Raw genomic sequence first — 23,644 nt, 5'->3', positions numbered from 1 at the left:
CCCCAACCCCTCTCCCGCCTGCGGGAGAGGGGCTCTGTGCACTGTTGGTTGGCAGGGCGAAAGCACCTCTCCCGCGCGCGGGAGAGGGGTTGGGGTGAGGGCGGTTTAGAACAAAAAAAAACGGGCCCGAAGGCCCGTTTTTCTCAGCGAAACACCACAGCCTTATTCGGCCGAGGCGCCCTCGCCTTCTTCAACGGCCTTCATCGACAGGCGGATACGGCCCTGCTTGTCGACTTCCAGCACCTTGACCTTGACCACATCGCCTTCCTTCAGCACGTCGCCGACCTTCTCGACGCGGTCGCTGGAGATCTGCGACACGTGCACCAGACCATCCTTGCCCGGCAGGATCGTGACGAACGCGCCGAAGTCCATGATCTTGGCGACCTTGCCTTCGTAGATGCGGCCCGGCTCGACGTCCGAGGTGATCTGCTCGATGCGGGCCTTGGCGGCCTGGGCAGCGGCGTTGTTCACCGAGGCGATGGTGATGGTGCCGTCGTCCTGGATGTCGATCTGGGTACCGGTTTCCTTGGTGATGGCCTGGATGGTCGAGCCACCCTTGCCGATCACTTCGCGGATCTTGTCCGGGTGGATCTTGATGGTCAGCAGACGCGGTGCGTAGTCCGACAGCTCGGCACGCGGTGCGGTCAGGCCGTGAGCCATTTCGCCCAGGATGTGCAGACGGCCAGCCTTGGCCTGCTGCAGTGCCTGCTTCATGATCTCTTCGGTGATGCCTTCGATCTTGATATCCATCTGCAGGGCGGAAATGCCCTCGGAGGTACCAGCGACCTTGAAGTCCATGTCGCCCAGGTGATCTTCGTCACCCAGGATGTCGGACAGGACCACGAAGCGCTCGCCTTCCTTGACCAGGCCCATGGCGATACCGGCCACCGGCGACTTGACCGGCACGCCGGCGTCCATAAGGGCCAGCGAGGAACCGCAGACCGAAGCCATCGACGAGGAGCCGTTGGATTCAGTGATCTCCGAGACCACGCGGATGGTGTACGGGAAGGCTTCCAGCGACGGCATCACAGCCAGCACGCCGCGCTTGGCCAGACGGCCGTGGCCGATTTCGCGACGCTTCGGCGCACCGAAACGACCGCACTCACCGACCGAGTAGGGCGGGAAGTTGTAATGGAACAGGAAGTTTTCCTTGTACTCACCGGCAACGGCATCGATGATCTGGCCGTCGCGGGCGGTACCGAGCGTGATGGTCACGATGGCCTGGGTCTCACCGCGGGTGAACAGCGCCGAGCCGTGGGTACGCGGCAGCACGCTGGTCTTCACGGCGATCGGGCGGACGGTGTCCAGTGCGCGGCCGTCGATGCGAACCTTGGTGTCCAGCACCGAGTTGCGCATGGTGCTGTATTCCAGCTCGCCGAACTCCTTGGACAGCTCAGCCGAGTTCCAGCCTTCAGCGGCAACGCGGCCAGCCAGGGCTTCGACCACGTCCTTCTTGATCGCCGAAATGGCATCGCGGCGCTGCAGCTTGTCACGCACCTGGAAGGCTTCGCCCAGCTTGCCGCCGACGGCTTCCTGCAGGGCGCTGATCAGCGCGGTGTTCTTGGCCGGAGCAACCCAGTCGCTCGGCTTGGTGCCGGCTTCAACGGTCAGTTCGTTGATCGCGTTGATGACCTTCTGCATTTCGCGGTGACCGAAGGTCACGGCGCCCAGCATCACTTCTTCGGAAAGCAGCGCGGCTTCGGATTCCACCATCAGCACGGCATTGGCGGTACCCGCGACCACCAGCTCCAGCTGCGACTCCTTCAGCTCCGACACGGTCGGATTGAGGATGTACTGGCCGTCCTTGTAACCGACCTTGGCGGCACCGATCGGACCCTTGAACGGGGTGCCGGCCAGCGACAGGGCGGCCGAAGCACCGATCAGGGCAGCGATGTCGCCGTCCACTTCCGGGTTCAGCGACATCACCGTGGCGATGATCTGGACTTCGTTCTTGTAGTCTTCCGGGAACAGCGGACGGATCGGGCGATCGATCAGACGCGAGATCAGCGTCTCCTTCTCGGTCGCGCGGCCTTCACGCTTGAAGAAGCCACCCGGGATACGGCCACCGGCGTAGAACTTTTCCTGGTAGTCGACGGTCAGCGGGAAGAAGTCCTGGCCTTCGCGCGCGCTCTTGGCGGCGACGGCAGTGACCAGCAACACGGTGTCGTCCATCTTGACGATGACAGCGCCGCCGGCCTGGCGGGCGACTTCGCCGGTTTCAAGCGTGACGGTGTGTTTGCCGTACTGGAAGGTTTTGGTGATTTTTGCCACGGGGGAATCCTTGAAATGCTTTCTTCAGATGGACCGTCGACGACCCTTGCCGTCATCGGGTGGCCGGGCGGGTCCGGCCGATCTACTGGGATTTGAAGCTGCAAAAACAAAACCGCGGCGCATCGCTGCGCCGCGGCGGGAAGTCTCTTAGCGGCGCAGACCGAGCTTTTCGATCAGGGCCTTGTAACGCTCGACGTCCTTCTTCTTCAGGTAGTCAAGCAGGCTGCGGCGGCGGTTCACCATCTGCAGCAGACCACGACGGCTGTGGTGGTCCTTCTTGTGTTCCTTGAAGTGGCCGGTCAGCAGTTCGATGCGGGCGGTCAGCAGGGCCACCTGGACTTCCGGGGAACCGGTGTCGTTGGTGCCACGTGCATTGGCTTCAATAACTTTCTGGGTGTCGATCGACATTGCTTTTTCTCAGTGATGCGTGGCCGGCAGGAACGTACAGAACGCACCGCGCAGCTCGCCGTTTGGATAGAACCGCCTGCCGATGGCAGGAGGGTGCCCCTAACAAGGGCCGCAAAATTGTAACGACCTCAACCATCTGCCACAAGGCGCGTCAGGTATCTGCGCCTGTCCCATTCAGAGATTGAACCGCCGTTGCGGCGACAAACGCCCGCCTTCCTCGACCTGGCCCAGCCCCAGCACCACCCCGTCAGCGCCGTGGACCGCCACCAGACCCACCGGCCAGACCGGGTTACGCAGCCGCTGCCCCAGGCAGAAGCGGGTCGCTTGACCGCCATCCAGGTCCACCCGGCCGAAGTCCACCAGGCCCTGTTCGATCGGCAGCAGCCATTGCATCAGCGCGGCTTCATCGCCGCCTTCAGCCAGCGCCCGCAGCGCGTCCAACCCGATCATCTTCGGCGACAGGAACGGCTGCACCCAGAGCCGGCGCAAGGCGGTGATGTGCGCCCCGCAGCCCAGCAACTCGCCAAGATCCCTGGCAATGCTGCGGATATAAGTGCCCGAGCCGCAGGTCACCCGCAGCGACAGGCGCTCACCTTCGTGGGCCAGCACCTCGATGGCCTGAACGTGCACATCGCGCTCCGGCGCCTCGATCGCCTCGCCCCGACGTGCTTTCACGTAGAGCGGCTCACCGCCCTGCTTCAGCGCCGAATAGATCGGCGCGCGCTGGCGGATATAGCCGGTCAGGGTCGCTAATGCGGCCTCCAGCGCCTGACGACTGATCGCCGGCACCGGTCGCTCCCGTAGCACGACGCCATCGGCGTCGTCGGTATCGGTGGTCTGGCCCAGCACGATTTCCGCGTCATACGCCTTGGCCGAACCCAGCAACAGCCCGGCGATCTTGGTCGCCTCGCCAAAGCACAGCGGCAGCAGGCCGGTGGCCAGCGGGTCCAGGCTGCCGGTATGGCCGCCCTTCTCGGCACGGAACAGACGGCGGGCCACCTGCAACGCGGTGTTGGAGCTCATGCCCGCAGGCTTGTCGAGCAGGACGATGCCATCCAGGCGGCGGAATTGAATACGGGGACGCATGAAACACCATTCTCGGGCCAGCATGAGACAGACCTCACACCTGGCGGGAACTGGAAAATACCGTCTGCGCGATCGTGCGCAGGCCGGATATGACAACAGCCCTTGCGGGCTGCTGCATCACTCTTCGTCGGAGCCGGGCTTCGGTTCCGGCGGCGGGGCCAGGTCGCGCAGCAGGTTGTCGATGCGCTCACCGCGGTCCACCGAATCGTCGTAGTGGAAATGCAGCTCCGGCACGTGCCGCAGCTTCATCGCCCGGGCCAGCGCCATGCGCAGCTCGACCGACAATTCACGCAGGCCCTTGACCGCCTCGGCCGAACGCTCCGGCATCAGCGCGGTCACGAACACCTTGGCGTGCGCCATGTCGCGGGTGACTTCCACGTCCGAAACGCTGACCGAAGGCAGCCCATGCTCACGCACGGCGGCATGCACCAGCGTGCCCAGATCACGGCGGATCTGCGCTGAAACTCGGTCGGTACGGTGGAAAGTCTTGGGCACGTCGTCTGGCTCGCTTGATTGTTACGTTGATGAAGCAGGACCGGCCCGCAGTACGCGGGCCGGCCGATCTTGCAATTACAGGGTGCGCGGCACTTCGATACGCTCGAAGCACTCGATCTGGTCGCCCGGCTTCACGTCGTTGTAGGCCTTCACGCCGATACCACACTCGGTACCGTTGCGAACCTCTTCCACGTTTTCCTTGAAGCGACGCAGCGATTCCAGCTCGCCCTCGAACACCACCACGCTGTCGCGCAGCACGCGGATCGGCTTGTTACGCTTCACCACGCCTTCGATGATCATGCAGCCCGCCACAGCACCGAACTTCGAGCTGCGGAAGACATCGCGGACCTCGGCGATACCGATGATCTCTTCGCGGATTTCCACGCCGAGCAGACCGGAGGCCACCTGCTTCACCTGGTCGATCACGTCATAGATGATCGAGAAGTAACGCAGGTCCACGCCGTTGGATTCGATGATGCGACGTGCCGAAGCATCCGCACGCACGTTGAAGCCGATCACGGTGGCCTTGGAAGCAACCGCCGAGTTGGCGTCCGACTCGGTGATGCCGCCCACGCCGGAGTGGATCACGTTGATGCGGATGTCGTCGTTGGACAGGCCCACCAGCGACTGGCTCAGTGCCTGCACCGAGCCCTGGACGTCGGCCTTGATCAACAGGTTCAGCACCTGCTGGCCTTCGCCCTTGCCCAGCTGCGCCATGATGTCTTCCATGCGGCTGCCCGCAGTGGCCACCAGACGCGATTCGCGACGCTTGGTTTCACGCTGCTGTGCAACGTCCTTGGCCAGACGCTCGTCTTCGACGACGACAAAGTCATCGCCCGCTTCCGGCACGCCGGACAAGCCCAGCACCTGCACCGGAATCGACGGACCGGCTTCGGCAACCTGGCGACCGGTTTCGTCGAACAGGGCGCGCACGCGGCCGTACTGGATACCGCACACCAGGTAGTCGCCCTTCTTCAGCGAACCCTGCTGCACCAGCACCGTCGCGACCGGGCCACGGCCCTTGTCCAGCGAGGATTCGATGACCACACCGGCAGCGCGACCTTCGGCCACGGCCTTCAGCTCGAGCAGTTCGGCCTGGATCGAAATCGCATCCAGCAGGTCGTCGATGCCCTGGCCGGTCTTGGCGGAAATTTCCACCATCTGCGTGTCACCACCGAAATCTTCAGCCACGACCTGCTCGGCGAGCAGTTCGTTCTTGACCCGCATCGGGTCAGCCGAGGACTTGTCGATCTTGTTGATCGCCACCACGATCGGCGCCTTGGCGGCACGTGCGTGCTTGATGGCTTCCTTGGTCTGCGGCATCACGCCATCGTCGGCGGCCACAACGACCACCACGATGTCGGTCAGCTGTGCGCCACGGGCACGCATCGAGGTGAATGCAGCATGGCCCGGGGTGTCCAGGAAGCTGATCACGCCCTTCGGCGTTTCCACGTGGTACGCACCGATGTGCTGGGTAATGCCACCGGCCTCGCCATTGGCGACCTTGGTGCGGCGGATGTAATCCAGCAGCGAGGTCTTGCCGTGGTCGACGTGACCCATGATGGTGACCACCGGCGGACGCGCAACCGCGTTGCCCTGGTCGACATCGTTCATCGCCAGCAGCGCGTCTTCGGCATCGTTGTTGCCGGCACGCACGGCCTTGTGGCCGAGTTCTTCGGTCACCAGCACGGCGGTGTCGTGATCGATGGACTGGGTGATGGTGGCCATCACGCCCATCTTGAACAGCGCCTTCACCACCTCGCCGCCCTTCAGGGCCAGCTTCTGTGCCAGATCGGCCACGGTGACGGTATCGCCGATGGCGATCTCACGTACCACCGGCGCGGTCGGACGCTCGAAACCATGTGCGCCACTGCTGCCGCGCGATTGATCGTTGCCACGACGGCCCTGCGGTGCACGGGCACCCGGACGGCCACGGGAATTGTTGTTGCTGTTGCCGCGACGGGCACGATCCGAAGCCGACAGGTGCAGCTGGCCGCCAAAGCGGTTGCCGCCATCACCATCGGCACCACGTGCCTTGTTGCCCGGCTTGGCATGCGCACCGCCGCGATCATCTCGCGCGGGCGCCGGCGCAGCCGGAGCAGGCGGACGCGCCGCAGCAGCCTGGTTACGCGGCGGCCGGGGGGTCAGCGTTTCGATGATCGGCTGACGGACGGCAGGCGCCGCCACAGCGGCTTCCGCAGCCTTCACGGCATCTTCGGCAGCCTGACGCTCAGCCTCCACACGCTGACGCTCGGCGTCCTCGGCGGCCTTCTGGCGCGCGACGATTTCCTCGTCGCGTGCGCGGTCCTTCTCGGCCAGCATGCGCTGCTCGTCAAGGTTGCGCTGACGCGACTCCTCGAGCTTGCGCAGGATCTCGGCGCGCTCTTCGTCCGGCGTCAATGCCGCCTTGCCACCTTCCGGCTTGACGTAGGTACGCTTCTGGCGCACTTCGACATTGACCGTGGTCTTGCTGCGCCCGGCGTTGACGGTCACTTCCTGGTGCTTGCGGCGTGCCAGGGTGATCTTCTTCGGAGCGGCCTCGACCTCTTCGACAGTCTGCTCTTCCTTGCCGTGGGAACGGCGCAGGAAGCCGAGCAGCTTCACTTTCTCGGTGCTGGTCACGACCTGGTCGGGACCGCTGAACTTCATGCCGGCCTGGGCCAGCTGCTCCAGCAGTTTCTCGACCGGCGTATTGACCAGTTCGGCGAGCTTGCGGATGGTGGTTTGCTGCGACATTCGGATCCTATGATCTTGTTGGCGCCCCCTCGTTATAGACGAAGGCAGCGCGGAGTCTACGCCCTGAGCGGCTCAGGGCACTGTTCATCGCTGGCTCATTCGCCGCGCTCCAGGCGGGCGATCTCCTCGGCGCGGGCGGCCAGGACCAGCGCCGCAGCGCGTTCAAGATCCATGCCCTCGATACCGAACTCCAGAATCTCGTCAGCAGCCAGGTCCGACAGATCCTCACTCGTGCGCACGCCGTTTGCGGCAAGCGCATACGCAGTGGCTTCATCCATGCCTTCCAGGGCCAGCAGGTCCTCGGCCGGAACACCACTTTCCACACCCTCTTCCACTGCCAGTGCTTCATTCAGCAGCGCATCGCGGGCACGGGCACGCAGTTCTTCGACGATGTCCTCGTCAAAGCCTTCAACGGCCAACAACTCACCCACCGGCACGTAGGCGATTTCTTCCACGGTGCCGAAGCCTTCGGACACCAGGATGCCGGCAATTTCTTCGTCCACTTCCAGCTTGTCCATGAACAGCTGACGGGCAACGGACTGCTCGGCCTCGGACTTGGCGGTGACCTGGTCCTGGGTCATCACATTCAGCTGCCAACCGGTCAGGCGGCTGGCCAGGCGCACGTTCTGGCCGCCCTTGCCGATGGCCTGGGCCAGGCGGTCTTCAGCCACGGCCAGATCCATCGAATGCTTTTCTTCATCGACGATGATCGACTGCACTTCGGCCGGTGCCATCGCGTTGATGACGAAGTTGGCCGGGTTGTCGTTCCACAGCACGATGTCCACGCGCTCGCCATTGAGCTCGTTGGACACGGCTTGGACGCGCGAACCGCGCATACCAATGCAGGCGCCGATCGGATCGGTGCGATTGTCGTGAGCCAGCACGGCGATCTTGGCGCGGTCACCCGGATCACGGGCACAAGCCTTGATCTCGACCAGGCCCTGGCCGACTTCCGGCACTTCCAGCTTGAACAGTTCGATCATGAATTCCGGTGCGGCGCGGCTGATGAACAGCTGCGGGCCGCGGGGCTCGGAACGCACTTCGGCCAGGTAGCCGCGCACGCGGTCACCGGCGCGCAGCACGTCGCGCGGAATGCCCTTGTCCTTCGGAATGAACGCCTCGGCATTGCCGCCCAGGTCGACATAGATATTGCCGCGCTCGGCGCGCTTGACCACACCGGTAACCAGCTCGCCGACGCGATCCTTCCACGCATCGACAACCTGCTGACGCTCGGCTTCGCGCACGCGCTGCACGATCACCTGCTTGGCGGCCTGCGCTGCGATGCGACCGAAGTCCGGGTTCTCGATCTGTTCTTCAATGTAGTCGCCGATCTCGACGCCGTCGGCCTCGTCGATCGCATCCATCATGCGGATCTGGCGGTCCGGCGATTCCATCACCACGTCATCAGCCACCACTTCCCAGCGGCGGAAGGTTTCGTAGCTGCCGTCCTTCGGGTTGATCGACACGCGCGCGAGCACATCCTGATCCATGTAACGCTTCTTCGCTGCGGAGGCGAGCGCGGCCTCGATCGCATCGAAGATCACTTCACGCGGCACGCCCTTCTCGTTGGCGACTGCGTCAACTACCAGCAAAAGTTCCTTGCTCATCGGCTCACTCCGCGCGCGGCTTTTTGGCCGCCGTTTCGTTGTTGGATTTGTTCTTGGCCTTGTCACCCTGCTTGGGCGCCGGGCCAGTCGGTTTGGTCGGCGCCAGGCCCAGAGCGGCCCAGTCCGGAATGATGCGTGCCTTGTCGATGTTGTCGAACGAAGCCACGAACGGCTTGCCATCGACAACAAACGTCACAGTGCCTTTGACGCGATCCACTTCGGCGATCTCGCCCTGCAGACGGCGGCGGTTCTCCTGCGGCAGCTTCAAGCCCACCTTGGCCGATTGGCCCAGATGCTGCTCGAAGTGCTCCAGCGTGAACAGCGGACGATCAACGCCCGGCGAAGATACTTCCAGCGTGTAATTGCCGCTGATCGGATCTTCCACGTCCAGCTGCGCGGACACTTCGCGGCTCACCCGCTCGCAGTCATCGATATTGACCATGCGCTCGGGCTGCTCGGCCATCGGCACGTCGATATAAAGACGCAGCGTGGCGCCACCAGGAGCCGGCAGATATTCGGCGCCCAACAAATCGAGCCCCAGCGCCTGCACGGTGGGGCTCAGCAGATTCGCGATTTCAGTAGCCTTGTCGCTCACAGCCTGCCTTGGTTCGGTAATTGAGGAAACGGGGAAAAACCCAGCCGGACTTTTTCGTTTTGCGAAAACAACAAAGGGCCCAACTGGGCCCTTTGTCCGGTTTGAATCCGGTGACTGGATTCCGGTTGCAAGAACGGAAGCAATGCGTTCTTGCGAGCCCAGACTTAGATCTTCATGAAACCAACGAAGACCGAAGCTGGTAGCGGGGGCAGGATTTGAACCTGCGACCTTCGGGTTATGAGCCCGACGAGCTGCCAGACTGCTCCACCCCGCAGCAGAAGCGGAATTATGAAGTAATGAAGCTGAAGTTGCAAGCTTTATTTACTTCACCGTTTCTCCGTTTCCGGAGAAACAACGAGAAGAAACTCTTCTCGCCGAATCACCTCTCGGTGACTCTTGCTAGCCGGTGAACCGGCGTCGCCATCAACTCAGGAGACGCATATTACATGCTTTGCGCCATTTTGTATCGCTTTTTATGACAAATGTGCAAAAGCGTTGCGCATCCACTCCAGGATCGGGCCAAGGCCCAACGGCAGGAACAGCAGCAGGATGGAGTTCACGCCCAGCACGATGCCCAGGATACGGTCGTTGTTGCGCGGCAGCGCCTCACCCACCGGCTCGTCGAAGTACATGACCTTGATGACGCGCAGATAGTAGAAGCAGCCGATCACCGCACAGATCACGCCCAGCAGCGCCAGCCACAACAGGCCGCCATTGATCGCAGCGCCCAGCACCGACAACTTGGTCCAGAAGCCCAGGAACGGCGGAATACCGGCCAGCGAGGCCATGATGCACAGCACCAGCCCGGCCATCCACGGACTGCGGGCATTCAGTCCCTTGAAGTCCTCGATGTTCTCCGCTTCAAAGCCGGCACGCGACAAGGCGATGATCGCGCCGAACGCGGCGGTGGACATAATCGCGTAGGCCACCGCATAGAACATCGCGGCCGAATAACCCTGCTCACCACCACCGGCGATGCCCATCAGCAGGAAGCCGATGTGCGAGACGGTCGAGTAGGCCAGCATGCGCTTGAGGTTGGTCTGCGCGATCGCCATCAGGTTGCCGACGATCAGCGACAGGGCAGCCAGGCCAGCCAGGATGTACTGCAGTTCCGTGGACAGCGGGCCGACACCTGCTTCCAGCAGGCGGTAGGCCATGCCGAAGGCAGCCAGCTTGGGTGCCGAGCTGATGAACAGTGCCACCGGTGCCGGGGCACCCTGGTACACGTCCGGCAGCCACATGTGGAACGGAGCAGCACCCAGCTTGAAGGCCACGCCAGCGACCATGAACACCGCGCCGGTCAGCAGCAGCAGGCGCTCATCGGAATGGGCGATGGAAGCGTGGATCACGTCCAGGTGCAGCGAGCCGGTTGCGCCGTAGATCAGCGACATGCCGTACAACAGCAGACCCGAGGCCAGCGAACCCAGCACGATGTACTTCATGCCGGCTTCGGCCGCGAGTTTGTTCTCGCGGTTGCTGGCTACCAGCGCGTAGGAGCACAGCGCCAGCAGTTCCAGGCCCAAATAGACCATCAGCAGGCTGCCAGCCGACACCAGGATCATCATGCCGGCGGTGGCGAACAGCACCAGCACCGGAATCTCGCCCTGATACAGGTTGCGTTCGCGCAGGTAGCTCCAGCCGTAGATCAGGCTCAGGCCACTGACCAGCACCACCACCGTCTTCATGATGTCCGCGGCGTTATCGCGGATGAACATGCCGTGGAATACCTCGCCCTGCCCGCCCACACCGCCGAGCAGCAGCACGAAGGCGACGGCCAGGACGGCCACCGAGATGAAGTGGGTCCAGACCTTGTGCCGATCGCTGATGAACAGATCAAGGATCAGCAAGGTGAATGCACCCGCTATCACCACCAGTTCTGGCAGCAACGGCGGAAGGTCGGCGGTGGTCAACGGCAGGAGCGTCGGCGTTGTCATCATCAAATCCTGGAATCAATACTCTCGACGGGCCGCTTACAGCAGCTTGCTCGAAGCGATCTGCATCGCCAGTTGGGCGATGGACGGCTCCATCAGGTCGGTCAGCGGCTTGGGATAGAAGCCCAGCACCAAGGTGCCGACGGCGAACACGCCCAACACCAGCCACTCACGGCCGTTGATGTCCTTCAGCTCGGCAACATGGGCATTGCCCACCTCACCAAAGAACACGCGCTTGTACAGCCACAGCGAATACGCGGCGCTGATGATCAGCGTCGTAGCAGCGCCCAGTGCCACCAGCGGGTGGTACTGGAACGCGGCCAGCACGATCATGAACTCACCCACGAAACCGCTGGTGCCCGGCAGGCCCGAGTTGGCCATGAAGAACAGCAGCGCGAATGCGGCGAACCACGGCATCACGTTGACCACGCCGCCGTAATCGGCGATGCGGCGGCTGTGCACGCGGTCGTACAACACGCCCACGCAGGAGAACATCGCGCCGGACACGAAACCGTGCGAAACCATCTGCACCATTGCACCCTGCAAGCCCAGACGCGCTGCGTCCGGATTGCCGGCGTCACGCACCAGCCACAGGGCGGTGAAGGTACCGAGGGTGACAAAACCCATGTGCGCGACCGACGAATAGGCGATCAGCTTCTTCATGTCGTCCTGCACCATCGCAACCAGGCCGACGTAGATCACCGCCACCAGCGACAGTGCGATCACCAACCAGGCCCACTCGTGACTCGCATCGGGAACGATCGGCAGATTGAAGCGCAGGAAGCCGTAACCACCGATCTTCAGTGCGATGGCGGCCAGAATCACCGAGCCGGCAGTCGGCGCTTCAACGTGCGCGTCCGGCAGCCAGGTGTGCACCGGGAACATCGGCACCTTGACCGCGAAGGCGATCAGGAAGGCGAAGAATATCCAGGTCTGCTCCTTGGCCGACAGCTGCAGCTGATACAGGTCAGCCAGCTGGAAGCTGCCGCCCTTCAGGTACAGGTAGACCAGCGCCACCAGCATCAGCACCGAGCCGAGGAAGGTGTACAGGAAGAACTTCATGGCCGCGTAGATGCGACGCGGGCCGCCCCAGACACCGATGATCAGGAACATCGGGATCAGCATGGCTTCGAAGAACACGTAGAACAGCATCGCGTCGGTCGCGGCGAAGATGCCGACCGTCACGCCTTCCAGGATCAGGAAGGACGCCACGTACTGGTTGACGCGCTTGTCGACCACGCCCCAGGCACCGATCAGTGCGAGTACACCGACCAGGGTGGTCAGCAGCACCAACGCGATGGCGATGCCATCGACGGCCAGGTTGTAACCGATGCCGAAGGCCGGAATCCACGGATGCTGCTCAACGAACTGCATGACGTTGGCGGCGCCGCGGTCATAACCGCTGAGCAGACCAAGGCTGAACAGGAAGGTGAGCAATGCCACCGCCAGGGACGCCCAACGGGCGGCCTGGGCGTTGCGCACGGCGAGGATCAACGCACCGCCAATGATCGGCAGCCAGATGAGAATGCTAAGTAGGGGCCAGTTCGACACGTCTTCTTATTCCGTACAGGTCAACGCCAGAAATGCATCAGCAGGCCCAGAAGGGCAATCAGACCGATGATCATCACGAAGGCGTAGTGGTAGAGGAAACCGGATTGGGTGCGGCGCAGCAGGTTGGCAGCCAGTTCGACCACGCGGGCCGAGCCGTTCACCACCACACCGTCGACGACCGTGCTGTCCACGGCACGGGCGGCCTTGCCGAGCTGCACACCACCGCCGGCAAAGCCGTCGATCCAGAGCTTGTCGAAGCCGTACTTGTTTTCCAGCACCGAAACCACCGGCGCCAGGGTCTTGCGGGATTTGCCTGCCAATTCCGGCTTCCAGACATAGAACACCCACGCCAGGATGAAGCCGGCAACCGTCAGCCAGAACGCCGGCATCATCATGCCGTGCAATGCGTAAGCCACCGAACCGTGCCAGAACTCCTTGCCCACGGCGGCGATGGTGTCGCGTGCCGGATCGTAGAAGTCCACGATGCCGGTGAAGAACGACATGGTCTGGCCCGGCACGCCCGCGGCAGCGGCGTGGCCGTCCCAACCGGTACCGAACAGCATCGGACCGATGGTGAAGAAGCCAATCAGGATGGACGGGATGGCCAGCAGGATCAGCGGCACAGTCACAACCCACGGCGACTCGTGCGGTTCATGCGCGCCATGACCGTGGTGGTCATCGTGATCGTGCCCGTGATGACCGTGGTCATCGTGCGCATCGCGGAAACGTTCCTTGCCGAAGAAGGTCAGGAACAGCAGGCGGAAGCTGTAGAAACTGGTGACGATGACGCCACCCAGCACTGCCCAGTAACCGTAGGTCGCAACCCAGCCTGCATCGGCAGCATGCGCGTTGAGCGCGGCCGCTTCGATGATGGTGTCCTTCGAATAGAAGCCGGTGAAGAACGGGGTGCCGACCAGGGCCAGCGTACCGATCCACATGGTGATGTGGGTGATCGGCATGTACTTGCGCAGGCCGCCCATCTTCATCATGTTCTGTTCGTGGTGCATGCCGATGATCACCGAGCCGGCACCCAGGAACAGCAGCGCCTTGAAGAAGGCGTGGGTCATCAGGTGGAACACGGCGCCCGAATAGGCCGACACGCCCAGTGCAACGGTCATGTAGCCCAGCTGCGACAGCGTCGAGTAGGCAACCACGCGCTTGATGTCGTTCTGCACGATGCCGATCAGGCCGGTGAAGAACGCAGTGGTGGCGCCGATGAACAGAATGAAGTCCAGCGCCGTCTGCGACAGCTCGAACAGCGGCGACATGCGGGTGACCATGAAGATGCCCGCGGTCACCATCGTCGCGGCGTGGATCAGTGCCGAGATCGGGGTCGGGCCTTCCATCGAGTCCGGCAGCCACACGTGCAACGGCACCTGGGCCGACTTGCCCATCGCACCGATGAACAGACAGATGCAGATCACCGTGGCGATCGACCACTGGTGGTCACCAATCAGCTGCACCATGGCGTGGCCGGTTGCGTCGGTACCCAGCACGGTGCTGGCATTGGCGAATACGGTGGCGTAGTCCAGCGAACCGAACGCCCACAGGATGCCGCCGATACCCAGCAGGAAGCCGAAGTCGCCGACGCGGTTGACCAGGAACGCCTTCATGTTGGCGAAGATGGCGCTGGGCTTCTTGAAGTAGAAACCGATCAGCAGGTAGGACACCAGGCCCACCGCTTCCCAGCCGAAGAACAGCTGCAGGAAGTTGTTGCTCATCACCAGCGTGAGCATGGAGAAGGTGAACAACGAGATGTAGCTGAAGAAACGCTGGTAACCGTCGTCGTCAGCCATGTAGCCGATCGAATAGATGTGGACCAGCAGCGACACGAAGGTCACCACCACCATCATCATCGCGGTCATGCGGTCGATCATGAAACCGACGTGGGCCGAGTACTGACCGACCTCGAAGACGGTGTAGAGGTTCTGGTTGAACGGCTGCGCCCCACCCCACAGCAGCTGGTACAGCGTGTACGCCGAGAGCGCACAGCTGACCGCCACACCGAGGATGGTGATGTACTGGGCGCCCTTGCGCCCAACCTGGCGTCCGAAGAGGCCGGCGATGATGCTGCCGAGCAGCGGTGCGAGCACCGCTACGATCAACAGACTCTTGGAGAGAGTGATTTCCATCTCGGATCAGCCCTTCAGCGAATCAACTTCGCCCACGTTGATGGTGTGGCGAGTACGGAACAAGGTCACCAGGATCGCGAGGCCGATTGCAGCTTCCGCTGCGGCCACGGTCAGGATGAAGAACACGAACAGCTGTCCGGCGGTGTCGCCGAGCTCCCGCGAAAAGGCAATGAAGTTGATGTTGACCGACAGCAGCATCAGTTCGATCGACATCAGCAGCACGATGATGTTCTTCCGGTTGAGGAAGATGCCGGCGACGGAGATGCAGAACATCACCGCGCCCAGCGCGAGCATATGGCCCAGGGAAATCATGGCTTGGCCTCCTCGCCACCATCGTTATTCGTCTTCACCTGCACCACCGGCTTCTCGACGGCCATCTTGACGATGCGCAGGCGGTCCTTGGCCTTGACCATGGTCTGCTCGGTCGGATTCTGCGTCTTCAGGCCCTGGCGACGGCGCAGGGTCAGCATCACGGCTGCCACGACGGCGACGGTCAGGATCACTGCGGCAAACTCGAACGGCAGCAGGTACTCGGTGAACAGGCTGCGTGCCAGCCAGGTGATGTTGGACGTGTCGGCGGCGACCGCAGCGGCGTTGTCCACCGGGAACGGTGCGGTGCGGGCCTTGATGCCGATCAGGGTCAGCATCTGCACCAGCATCACCACCGCGACCACCAGGCCAACCGGCAGGTAACGCACCCAACCTTCACGCAGGTTGGTGGTGTCGATGTCCAGCATCATCACCACGAACAGGAACAGCACCATCACCGCGCCGACGTACACCAGCACCAGGGTGACACCCAGGAATTCCGCCCCCACCAACAGCCACACGCAGGCGACCGAGAAGAAGGTCAGGATCAGGCACAACACGGCGTACACCGGGTTGCGCACACTGATCACCGATGCGGCGGAAATGCCGGCGATGATCGAGAAGAACCAGAAAGCGATATTTACCCAATCCATCTCGGCACCTCAGCGGAATGCAGCGTCGGCGGCGCGGCGCTCGGCGATTTCGGCTTCAAGCCGGTCGCCAATGGCCAGCAGCTGCGGCTTGGTGATGATGTTCTCGCCACGCTTCTCGAAGTGGTACTCGAGGATGTGGGTCTCGACGATCGAGTCCACCGGGCAGCTTTCCTCGCAGAAGCCGCAGAAGATGCACTTGAACAGATCGATTTCGTAACGCGTGGTGCGGCGGGTGCCGTCCTCGCGCTTGGCCGAGTCGATGGTGATGGCCAATGCCGGGCACACCGCTTCGCACAGCTTGCAGGCGATGCAGCGCTCTTCACCGTTGGGGTAACGGCGCAGGGCGTGCAGGCCACGGAAGCGCGGCGACTGCGGGAACTTCTCCATCGGGTACAGCACGGTGTACTTGGGCTTGAACGCGTACTTCAACGTCAGCCAAAGGCCGCCGAGCAGCTCCAGGAGCAGCAGGCTTTTGAAATAGTGGGTGATCTTATTCATGAATCAAACGCCCTTCTGGATCACGCCGTAGAACACCATCAGTGCCGTCACCGCAATCCAGAAAATGGTCAGCGGAATGAACACCTTCCAGCCCAGACGCATGATCTGGTCGTAGCGGAAACGGGGGAAGCTGGCACGGAACCAGATGTACGCGCTGGCGAAGAACAGTACCTTCAGCAGCAACCACGGCCAGCCGCCGGTCCAGATCCAGTTGATCCACGGCGAGATGTCCGCCGTGACCCAGCCCTGGATCGGGCTCAGCCAACCACCGAGGAAGAAGATCGCGATCAGGAAGCTGACCAGGATCATGTTGGCGTATTCGGCCAGGAAGAACAGTGCGAAGGCACCGCCGGAGTATTCGACCATGTGGCCGGCGACGATTTCCGACTCGCCTTCCACCACGTCGAACGGCGCGCGGTTGGTTTCGGCGACGCCGGACACCCAGTACACGACGAACAGCGGCAGCAGCGGCAGCAGGAACCAGTCGAAGAAGCCTGAATCGCCCTTCTGCGCCAGCACGATCTCGGTCAGGTTCAGGCTGCCGGCGGCGATCATCACGCCCACCAGTGCGAACCCCATCGCGATTTCGTAGCTGACCACCTGCGCGGCAGAACGCATCGCACCCAGGAAGGCGTACTTGGAGTTCGACGCCCAACCGGCCAGGATCACGCCGTACACGCCCAGCGAGGTCATCGCCAGCAGGTACAACAGGCCGACGTTGGCGTTGGACAGCACCAGCTTGTAATCGAACGGCACCACCGCCCACGCCGCGAACGACGGCGCCAGCACGATCAGCGGCGCGATGATGTACATCGCCTTGTGCGCGCTGGCCGGAGCAATGATTTCCTTGAACAGCAGCTTGGTGACGTCGGCGAAAGCCTGCAGCAGACCACCCAGGCCGACATACATCGGCCCGTGGCGGACGTGCATCCAGCCGATCAGCTTGCGCTCCCACAACACGTAGAAGGCCACCGAGATGATGACGGGCATGGCGATCAGCAGGATCTTCAGCACCGTCCACAGCACGATGCCCAGATCGCCCAGTGACATGAACCACTGGAACAGCGGATCGATTGCGTTCAACAGCAACTCGTTCATGCAGCCACCACCGTTACACGAGCGGCACCCAGCGGTGCGGTCGCACCGTGGCCCGATTCAATCCAAACCGTGCCTGCGGCGACGCGTGCGTCGACCACAACGGACAGGGTTGCCTTGCCTGCATCGGTGCCGACCTTGGCCATCTGGCCTTCGCTCAGCTGCAGACGTGCGGCGTCATCGGCATTGAGCACGATGCGCGGGTCATTGTTCAGCGGGTGCGATTGCAGCGCCTGGGCACGACGCACGACGGCGTCGGTGCGGTAGATCGCCGGGGTCGAAGCCACTTCCAGCCCCTCGCCCGCCAGCTGCGGCTGTGCCGAAGCTGCCACCTTGACGGTGACCGGCTGCAGGCTGGCACGCAGGCCGGCCAGATCGGTGAAACCGAAACCGGTCAGCTGCATGTCGCCGCCCAGGGCGCGCAGTACGCGCCAGCCCTCGCGGGCTTCACCCGGCAGCTTGCCGCCAGCGCGGGCGACCTGATCGCGGCCGTCCAGGTTGGTCAGCGTGCCGTCGATTTCCGGCAGCGCGCCGATCGGCAGGATCACATCGGCCACATCGCGGGTCGAGGCACAGGCGAACTGGCTGAACGCAACCACCTTGGAACCCGCCAGCGCCTTGCGGGCGGCGGCGGTATCGGCGAAGTCCAGGCCCGGCTCGATGCCGTACAGCACATAAGCCTTGCGCGGCTGCGCCAGCATTGCATTGACGTCCTTGCCGGCCGGCAGCACGCCAGCGCGGGCCAGGCCCAGTGCGTTGGCGCCCTGCGGAATGCGGCACAGCTTGGCACCGGTGGCCGCTGCGAAAGCACTGGCAGCCGAACGGATTGCAGCAGCCTGCGGATGATTCTCGGCAATGGCACCGACGATGATGACGGTGTTGTTGCCGCCCTTCACCGCGTCAACCAGCTGCGCGTTGCCCAGCGCTTCAACGAAGCGCGACGGAGCGACGATCTGCTTGCCGGCCAGCTTGAAGGCGAAGTCGAAATCGACCGGGTTGACCGCGAAGATCTGCGCGCCGTTCGTGGTCTGCGCCTTGCGCAGGCGGGCGTGCAGCAACGGCAGCTCGTGGCGGATATTGCTACCCAGCACCACGATGCGGTCGGCGCTTTCGATCTCGGCCAGAGACGCACCGAACACTTCGGCAACCGGCGCATCGGAGAAGTCGCGGTTGTTGATGCGGTGATCGATGTTGTTCGAGCCCAGGGCAGCGGCCAGACGCGCCAGCAATGCACCCTCCTCGTTCGAGGTGGACGGGTGCACCAGCACGCCGAGGTCGTCGCCACGATTGGCTTCAAAAATTTCGCGGGCAGCGGCCAGACCTTCAGCCCAGCTCACTTCCTTCCACTCGCCGTTGACCTTCTGCAGCGGCTTGTTCGCGCGGTCGGCGGCGTACAGGCCCTGGTGCGAATAACGGTCGCGGTCGGACAGCCAGCACTCGTTGACCAGCTCGTTGTCACGCGGCACGGCGCGCAACACTTCGCCGCGGCGCACGTGCAGGAACAGGTTCGAACCCATCGCGTCGTGGTAACCCAGCGATTCGCGTGCGGTCAGTTCCCACGGGCGTGCCTTGAACTGGAACACCTTGTTGGTCAGCGCGCCGACCGGGCAGACGTCGATGACGTTGCCGGACAGCTCGGTGGTCAACGGCTTGCCGTCGTAGGTGCCGATCTGCAGGTTCTCACCGCGGTACATGCCACCCAGTTCGTAGGTGCCAGCCACTTCGGCGGTGAAACGCACGCAGCGCGTGCACTGGATGCAGCGGGTCATCTCGGTGGCGACCAGCGGCCCCATGTCCTCGTCGACCACGACGCGCTTGCGCTCGTTGAAGCGGCTGACCGAACGGCCGTAGCCCAGCGAAACGTCCTGCAGCTCGCACTCGCCGCCCTGATCGCAGATCGGGCAGTCCAGCGGGTGGTTGATGAGCAGGAACTCCATCACCGAACGCTGGTACTTGAGCGCTTTCTCGTTGCGGGTCTGGATCTTCATGCCATCCATGACCGGCGTGGCACAGGCCGGCGACGGCTTGGGTGACTTTTCAACGTCGACCAGGCACATGCGGCAGTTGGCCGCGATCGGCAGCTTCTCGTGGTAGCAGAAGCGCGGAATCGGAATGCCGGCCTTGTCGGCGGCCTGGATGATCATCGAACCCTTGGGCACGACCAGCGACTGGCCATCGATCTCGATGGACACATGATCTGGTGGCACGTTGGGATTTACCGGTTGCGCGCTCATGCGGCAGCAGCCTCCACCTTCTTGCCGTCAACCATCGAATGACCGTTGACGATGTAGTACTCGAATTCGTCCCAGAACTGGCGCAGGAAACCCTGGATCGGCCATGCGGCCGCTTCACCGAACGCGCAGATGGTGTGGCCTTCAATCTGGCCGGCCACCGTCTTGAGCTGGTGCAGGTCTTCCATCGTTGCCTGGCCGGCGACGATGCGCTCCAGCACGCGGTGCATCCAGCCCGTACCTTCACGGCACGGGGTGCACTGACCGCAGGATTCCTTGTGGAAGAACTGGCTGATGCGGCAAGCGAACTTGACGCAGCACACGCTGTCATCCAACACCACGATGGCACCCGAACCCAGGCCGGAGCCCAGCGCACGGATGGTGTCGTAATCCATCGGCAGGCCCTTGAGCTGCTCGGCGGTCAGCACCGGCATCGACACGCCACCGGGGATGGCCGCCTTCAGCTTGCGACCCGGACGCAGGCCACCGGCCATCTCCAACAGGTCGTCAAAGGGCGTGCCCAGCGGCACTTCGAAGTTGCCACCCTTGGTCACGCAACCGGAGACCGAGAAGCACTTCGGGCCACCGTTGTTGGTCAGGCTCAGGCCCTTGAACCACTCCGGACCGTTGCGGATGATCGCCGGCACCGAACCGTAGGTTTCGGTGTTGTTGATCGTCGACGGCTTGCCGTACAGGCCGAAGTTGGCCGGGAACGGCGGCTTGTAGCGCGGCTGGCCCTTCTTGCCTTCCAGCGACTCCATCAATGCGGTTTCTTCGCCGCAGATGTACGCGCCAGCGCCCAGCGCGCCGTAGATATCGATATCCACGCCGCTGCCCAGCACGTTCTTGCCCAGCCAGCCGTGCTTGTAGGCATCGGCCAGGGCCTGCTCGAAGTGCTCGAACGGCTCGTGGTGGAACTCACCGCGCAGATAGTTGTAGCCCACGGTCGAACCGGTGGCGTAGCAGGCGATCGCCATGCCTTCCACCACCGAATGCGGGTTGTAACGCAGGATGTCGCGGTCCTTGCAGGTGCCCGGCTCCGATTCATCCGAGTTGCAGAGGATGTACTTCTGCACGTCACCCTTCGGCATGAAGGACCACTTCAAACCGGTCGGGAAGCCTGCGCCGCCACGGCCACGCAGGCCGGACTGCTTGACCATCTCGATCACGTCGGCCGGCGAGATCTTCTCTTCGAGGATCTTGCGCAGCGCTGCGTAGCCGCCGGTCTTCAGATAGCTTTCGTACGACCACGGGGTGTCGTAATGCAGCGTGGTGTAAACCACCTGGTGCGGAAGCGGCGCCGGTCCGACCGGGCCCTTGGTTTCGTGGTGTGCCATGCCTTACTCCAGCCCGTCCAGCAGCGCGTCGACCTGGTCCAGCGTCAGGCGCTCGTGGTAGTGACCGTTGATGACCATCATCGGCGCGCCCGCGCAACCGGCCAGGCACTCTTCCTCTTTCTTGAGGTAGACGCGGCCGTCGGCGGTCGATTCACCGTGCTTGATGCCCAGCTTCTTCTCGCAATGGCGGACGATGTCGTCGGCGCCGTTGAGCCAGCAGCTGATGTTGGTGCAGATGGCGACGTTGTTGCGGCCCACCTTCTCGGTCTCGAACATCGAGTAGAAGGTTGCAACCTCGTAGGCCCACACGAACGGCAGGTCCAGGTACTTGGCCACGCCGGCGATCAACTCGTCGGTCAGCCAGCCCTGGTTCTGTTCCTGCGCTGCGTGCAGACCCTGCAGCACCGCCGAACGCTTGCGCTCGGGCGGGAACTTGGTCAGCCAGTGATCGATGTGAGCACGGGTCTTGTCGCTCAGCACCACCATCGGGTCGACGTCACGCGCCGCCTCGAAATTACCTGTCGCCTTCATCGGCCGACCTCAACGAATACCAGATTCTGAAGAACCGATGCCCGCAGCAGCAGAGCCGCGCAGGCATCGGACGTTGTGCAGCTGCCCGGCATTACCGGTCGACCTCACCGAACACCAGGTCGTAGGTGCCGATCATGGCCACCACGTCGGCCAGCATGTGGCCGCGTACGATCGAGTCGATCGAGGACAGATGGGCGAAGCCCGGTGCACGCAGGTGCACGCGGAACGGCTTGTTGGCGCCGTCGGAAACCAGGTAGCAGCCGAACTCACCCTTGGGCGCTTCGACGGCGGCATAGGTTTCACCGGCCGGCACGCAGTAGCCTTCGCTGAACAGCTTGAAGTGGTGGATCAGCGCTTCCATGTCGTCCTTCATCTCGGCGCGAGCCGGGGGAGCGACCTTGAAGTTCTTGACCATGACCGGGCCAGGGTTGGCCTTGAGCCACTTCACGCACTGCTTGATGATGTTGTTGGACTGACGCATCTCGGCAATGCGGACCAGGTAGCGGTCGTAGCAGTCGCCGGCGGTGCCCAACGGAATATCGAAATCGACAGCATCGTACTTGGCGTACGGCTGCTTCTTGCGCAGATCCCATTCAATGCCTGAACCACGCAGCATCACGCCGGTCATGCCCCATGCCAATGCATGCTCCGGGCTGATCACGCCGATGCCGACGGTACGCTGCTTCCAGATGCGGTTGTCGGTCAGCAGGGTTTCGTATTCGTCCACACGACCCGGGAACTCATTGGTGAAGTTCTCCAGGAAGTCGAGCAGCGAACCTTCACGCGAGGCGTTCAGACGCTTCAGCGCGTTGCCCTTGTGCCAACGCGATTCCTTGTACTTGGGCATCGTGTCCGGCAGATCGCGGTACACGCCACCCGGACGGTAGTACGCCGCGTGCATGCGCGCGCCGGACACCGCTTCGTAGCAATCCATCAGCTCTTCGCGCTCGCGGAACGCGTACAGCATCACCGCCATCGCGCCCAGATCGAGTGCGTTCGAACCCAGCCACATCAGGTGGTTCAGGATGCGGGTGACTTCGTCGAACATGGTGCGGATGTACTGCGCACGCTCCGGCGCCTCGACCCCGATCAGGGTTTCGATGGCACGCACATAAGCATGCTCGTTGCACATCATCGAGCAGTAATCCAGACGGTCCATGTAGCCGACCGACTGGTTGAACGGCTTGGACTCGGCCAGCTTCTCGGTCGCACGGTGCAGCAGACCCACGTGCGGATCAGCGCGAACGATGGTTTCACCGTCCATTTCCAGGATCAGACGCAGCACACCATGCGCGGCCGGGTGCTGCGGGCCGAAGTTCATCGTGTAGTTGCGGATCTCCTGCCGGGCTTCGGCGGGATTGCTGGCAAAGGCCTCGGAGGCCGGCTGAATTACGGACTTGCTCACTTGCTGGCCTCCGTCTGCGTGCGCTCGCCTTCGGCAGTCTGGAAGCGGGCGTCATCGCGGATCACGCGTGGCACGCCGACGCGCGGTTCGACCGAAGTCACCGGCTCGTACACCACACGCTTCTTTTCTTCGTCGTAACGCACTTCGACGTTGCCGATCAGCGGGAAATCCTTGCGGAACGGATGACCCACGAAACCGTAGTCGGTCAGGATGCGGCGCAGGTCCGGGTGACCTTCGAAGATCACGCCGTACAGGTCGAACGCCTCTCGCTCGAACCAGTTCAGGCCCGGCCAGACATCGATCAGCGACGCCACCACCGGCAGTGACTCGCTCGGCGCGAAGCAACGGATGCGCAGTGCCTGGTTGTGCTGGTAGGAACGCAGCTGCGCGACCACGGCAAAACGCTGCTTGGGCAGCGCATCCGGACGCGCGCCATCGGCGCTCTCATGACTGGGAAATTCACCCCAGGCGAAACGACCGGCACCAGTGCCTTCCACGCCGCGGCTGAAACCGTGCGCGGACACGTCCGAGGTGTCCCATTCGTCGCTGCCGTAACCGAGGTAATCAACACCACACAGGTCGGTGGCGTGCTCGAAGCCGAGTTCGTCACGCAGCGCGAGCGCGGTTGCGTGCCAATCGGCCACAGGAACCTCCAGCGTCACTTCGCCGCGCGGTTCGACCACGATGACCTGCGCACCGGGAAAACGTGCGGCAAGTCGATCGATGAGTGAAGGTGCTTGCTGGGCCATGGGGGCTGGCGTGCTCTTGATTTG

19 protein-coding genes and 1 tRNA gene are annotated in these 23,644 nt (G+C 63.1%); all 20 read right to left on the bottom strand.

The genetic code is table 11. The features are described from left to right. Window positions 1-162 precede the first annotated feature (162 nt). On the bottom strand, window positions 163-2,271 hold the full coding sequence (pnp, locus tag LR961_RS07485; RefSeq protein ID WP_232147771.1) for a polyribonucleotide nucleotidyltransferase: 2,109 nt from the start codon (window positions 2,269-2,271) through the stop codon (window positions 163-165). 147 nt (window positions 2,272-2,418) lie between these two features. Further along, the gene (gene rpsO, locus LR961_RS07480) at window positions 2,419-2,679 is read right to left on the bottom strand and encodes a 30S ribosomal protein S15 (RefSeq protein WP_132864332.1); all 261 of its coding nucleotides are present in this window, start codon (window positions 2,677-2,679) and stop codon (window positions 2,419-2,421) included. 174 nt (window positions 2,680-2,853) lie between these two features. Then, on the bottom strand, window positions 2,854-3,765 hold the full coding sequence (gene truB, locus LR961_RS07475) for a tRNA pseudouridine(55) synthase TruB (RefSeq protein WP_232147770.1): 912 nt from the start codon (window positions 3,763-3,765) through the stop codon (window positions 2,854-2,856). A gap of 117 nt (window positions 3,766-3,882) precedes the next feature. Then, window positions 3,883-4,260 (bottom strand): 30S ribosome-binding factor RbfA, encoded by a 378-nt coding sequence (gene rbfA, locus LR961_RS07470; RefSeq protein ID WP_232147769.1) that lies wholly within the window; start codon window positions 4,258-4,260, stop codon window positions 3,883-3,885. Between the two features lie 75 nt (window positions 4,261-4,335). Beyond that, window positions 4,336-6,996, bottom strand: coding sequence for a translation initiation factor IF-2 (gene infB, locus LR961_RS07465; RefSeq protein WP_232147768.1), 2,661 nt, complete (start codon window positions 6,994-6,996; stop codon window positions 4,336-4,338). A 95-nt stretch (window positions 6,997-7,091) separates the two neighbouring features. Continuing rightward, window positions 7,092-8,603 (bottom strand): transcription termination factor NusA, encoded by a 1,512-nt coding sequence (nusA, locus tag LR961_RS07460; RefSeq protein ID WP_232147767.1) that lies wholly within the window; start codon window positions 8,601-8,603, stop codon window positions 7,092-7,094. Window positions 8,604-8,607: 4 nt separating this feature from the next. Continuing rightward, window positions 8,608-9,198 (bottom strand): ribosome maturation factor RimP, encoded by a 591-nt coding sequence (gene rimP, locus LR961_RS07455; protein WP_232147766.1) that lies wholly within the window; start codon window positions 9,196-9,198, stop codon window positions 8,608-8,610. Window positions 9,199-9,395: 197 nt separating this feature from the next. Next, window positions 9,396-9,472: transfer RNA gene (locus LR961_RS07450), tRNA-Met, on the bottom strand. Window positions 9,473-9,671: 199 nt separating this feature from the next. Next, window positions 9,672-11,132 carry an NADH-quinone oxidoreductase subunit NuoN gene (gene nuoN, locus LR961_RS07445; protein WP_232147765.1) on the bottom strand — a complete coding sequence of 487 codons (1,461 nt, stop codon included), beginning with the start codon at window positions 11,130-11,132 and terminating at the stop codon, window positions 9,672-9,674. A gap of 36 nt (window positions 11,133-11,168) precedes the next feature. Beyond that, window positions 11,169-12,680, bottom strand: coding sequence for an NADH-quinone oxidoreductase subunit M (locus tag LR961_RS07440; protein ID WP_232147764.1), 1,512 nt, complete (start codon window positions 12,678-12,680; stop codon window positions 11,169-11,171). Window positions 12,681-12,700: 20 nt separating this feature from the next. Continuing rightward, window positions 12,701-14,812: an NADH-quinone oxidoreductase subunit L gene (gene nuoL / locus LR961_RS07435; RefSeq protein ID WP_232147763.1), complete on the bottom strand. Its 2,112-nt coding sequence runs from the start codon at window positions 14,810-14,812 to the stop codon at window positions 12,701-12,703. A gap of 6 nt (window positions 14,813-14,818) precedes the next feature. Next, complete coding sequence (gene nuoK / locus LR961_RS07430; protein ID WP_054656949.1) at window positions 14,819-15,124, bottom strand: NADH-quinone oxidoreductase subunit NuoK; 306 nt, start codon at window positions 15,122-15,124, stop codon at window positions 14,819-14,821. Continuing rightward, complete coding sequence (locus LR961_RS07425; protein ID WP_232147762.1) at window positions 15,121-15,774, bottom strand: NADH-quinone oxidoreductase subunit J; 654 nt, start codon at window positions 15,772-15,774, stop codon at window positions 15,121-15,123. The genes nuoK and LR961_RS07425 overlap by 4 nt, the downstream gene beginning before the upstream one ends. 9 nt (window positions 15,775-15,783) lie before the next feature. Then, a complete protein-coding gene (gene nuoI, locus LR961_RS07420; protein WP_057633763.1) occupies window positions 15,784-16,272 on the bottom strand; it encodes an NADH-quinone oxidoreductase subunit NuoI in 489 nt (162 codons plus the stop codon). Window positions 16,273-16,275: 3 nt separating this feature from the next. After that, a complete protein-coding gene (gene nuoH / locus LR961_RS07415) occupies window positions 16,276-17,370 on the bottom strand; it encodes an NADH-quinone oxidoreductase subunit NuoH (protein WP_232147761.1) in 1,095 nt (364 codons plus the stop codon). Then, window positions 17,367-19,601, bottom strand: a complete 2,235-nt coding sequence (gene nuoG, locus LR961_RS07410; protein WP_232147760.1) for an NADH-quinone oxidoreductase subunit NuoG — start codon at window positions 19,599-19,601, stop codon at window positions 17,367-17,369. The genes nuoH and nuoG overlap by 4 nt, the downstream gene beginning before the upstream one ends. After that, complete coding sequence (gene nuoF, locus LR961_RS07405; protein ID WP_232147759.1) at window positions 19,598-20,935, bottom strand: NADH-quinone oxidoreductase subunit NuoF; 1,338 nt, start codon at window positions 20,933-20,935, stop codon at window positions 19,598-19,600. The genes nuoG and nuoF overlap by 4 nt, the downstream gene beginning before the upstream one ends. 3 nt (window positions 20,936-20,938) lie before the next feature. Continuing rightward, window positions 20,939-21,466, bottom strand: coding sequence for an NADH-quinone oxidoreductase subunit NuoE (gene nuoE, locus LR961_RS07400; RefSeq protein ID WP_232147758.1), 528 nt, complete (start codon window positions 21,464-21,466; stop codon window positions 20,939-20,941). 91 nt (window positions 21,467-21,557) lie between these two features. Further along, window positions 21,558-22,787: an NADH-quinone oxidoreductase subunit D gene (locus LR961_RS07395; RefSeq protein WP_232149265.1), complete on the bottom strand. Its 1,230-nt coding sequence runs from the start codon at window positions 22,785-22,787 to the stop codon at window positions 21,558-21,560. An 80-nt stretch (window positions 22,788-22,867) separates the two neighbouring features. Beyond that, a complete protein-coding gene (locus tag LR961_RS07390; protein ID WP_232147757.1) occupies window positions 22,868-23,620 on the bottom strand; it encodes an NADH-quinone oxidoreductase subunit C in 753 nt (250 codons plus the stop codon). Window positions 23,621-23,644: the final 24 nt, after the last annotated feature.

Origin of the sequence: Stenotrophomonas sp. SY1 (assembly GCF_021202945.1) — a bacterium.
GTDB lineage: Bacteria > Pseudomonadota > Gammaproteobacteria > Xanthomonadales > Xanthomonadaceae > Stenotrophomonas.
This window is presented reverse-complemented; position numbering and strand designations above follow the sequence as displayed.

What these genes read in the sequence shown, in the direction of transcription:
- rpsO (WP_132864332.1), bottom strand. Translation starts at nt 2,679, where the DNA reads ATGTCGATCGACACCCAGAAAGTTATTGAAGCCAATGCACGTGGCACC.
- truB (WP_232147770.1), bottom strand. Translation starts at nt 3,765, where the DNA reads ATGCGTCCCCGTATTCAATTCCGCCGCCTGGATGGCATCGTCCTGCTC.
- infB (WP_232147768.1), bottom strand. Translation starts at nt 6,996, where the DNA reads ATGTCGCAGCAAACCACCATCCGCAAGCTCGCCGAACTGGTCAATACG.
- nusA (WP_232147767.1), bottom strand. Translation starts at nt 8,603, where the DNA reads ATGAGCAAGGAACTTTTGCTGGTAGTTGACGCAGTCGCCAACGAGAAG.
- nuoN (WP_232147765.1), bottom strand. Translation starts at nt 11,132, where the DNA reads ATGACAACGCCGACGCTCCTGCCGTTGACCACCGCCGACCTTCCGCCG.
- nuoL (WP_232147763.1), bottom strand. Translation starts at nt 14,812, where the DNA reads ATGGAAATCACTCTCTCCAAGAGTCTGTTGATCGTAGCGGTGCTCGCA.
- nuoK (WP_054656949.1), bottom strand. Translation starts at nt 15,124, where the DNA reads ATGATTTCCCTGGGCCATATGCTCGCGCTGGGCGCGGTGATGTTCTGC.
- LR961_RS07425 (WP_232147762.1), bottom strand. Translation starts at nt 15,774, where the DNA reads ATGGATTGGGTAAATATCGCTTTCTGGTTCTTCTCGATCATCGCCGGC.
- nuoI (WP_057633763.1), bottom strand. Translation starts at nt 16,272, where the DNA reads ATGAATAAGATCACCCACTATTTCAAAAGCCTGCTGCTCCTGGAGCTG.
- nuoH (WP_232147761.1), bottom strand. Translation starts at nt 17,370, where the DNA reads ATGAACGAGTTGCTGTTGAACGCAATCGATCCGCTGTTCCAGTGGTTC.
- nuoG (WP_232147760.1), bottom strand. Translation starts at nt 19,601, where the DNA reads ATGAGCGCGCAACCGGTAAATCCCAACGTGCCACCAGATCATGTGTCC.
- nuoF (WP_232147759.1), bottom strand. Translation starts at nt 20,935, where the DNA reads ATGGCACACCACGAAACCAAGGGCCCGGTCGGACCGGCGCCGCTTCCG.
- nuoE (WP_232147758.1), bottom strand. Translation starts at nt 21,466, where the DNA reads ATGAAGGCGACAGGTAATTTCGAGGCGGCGCGTGACGTCGACCCGATG.
- LR961_RS07395 (WP_232149265.1), bottom strand. Translation starts at nt 22,787, where the DNA reads ATGAACTTCGGCCCGCAGCACCCGGCCGCGCATGGTGTGCTGCGTCTG.
- LR961_RS07390 (WP_232147757.1), bottom strand. Translation starts at nt 23,620, where the DNA reads ATGGCCCAGCAAGCACCTTCACTCATCGATCGACTTGCCGCACGTTTT.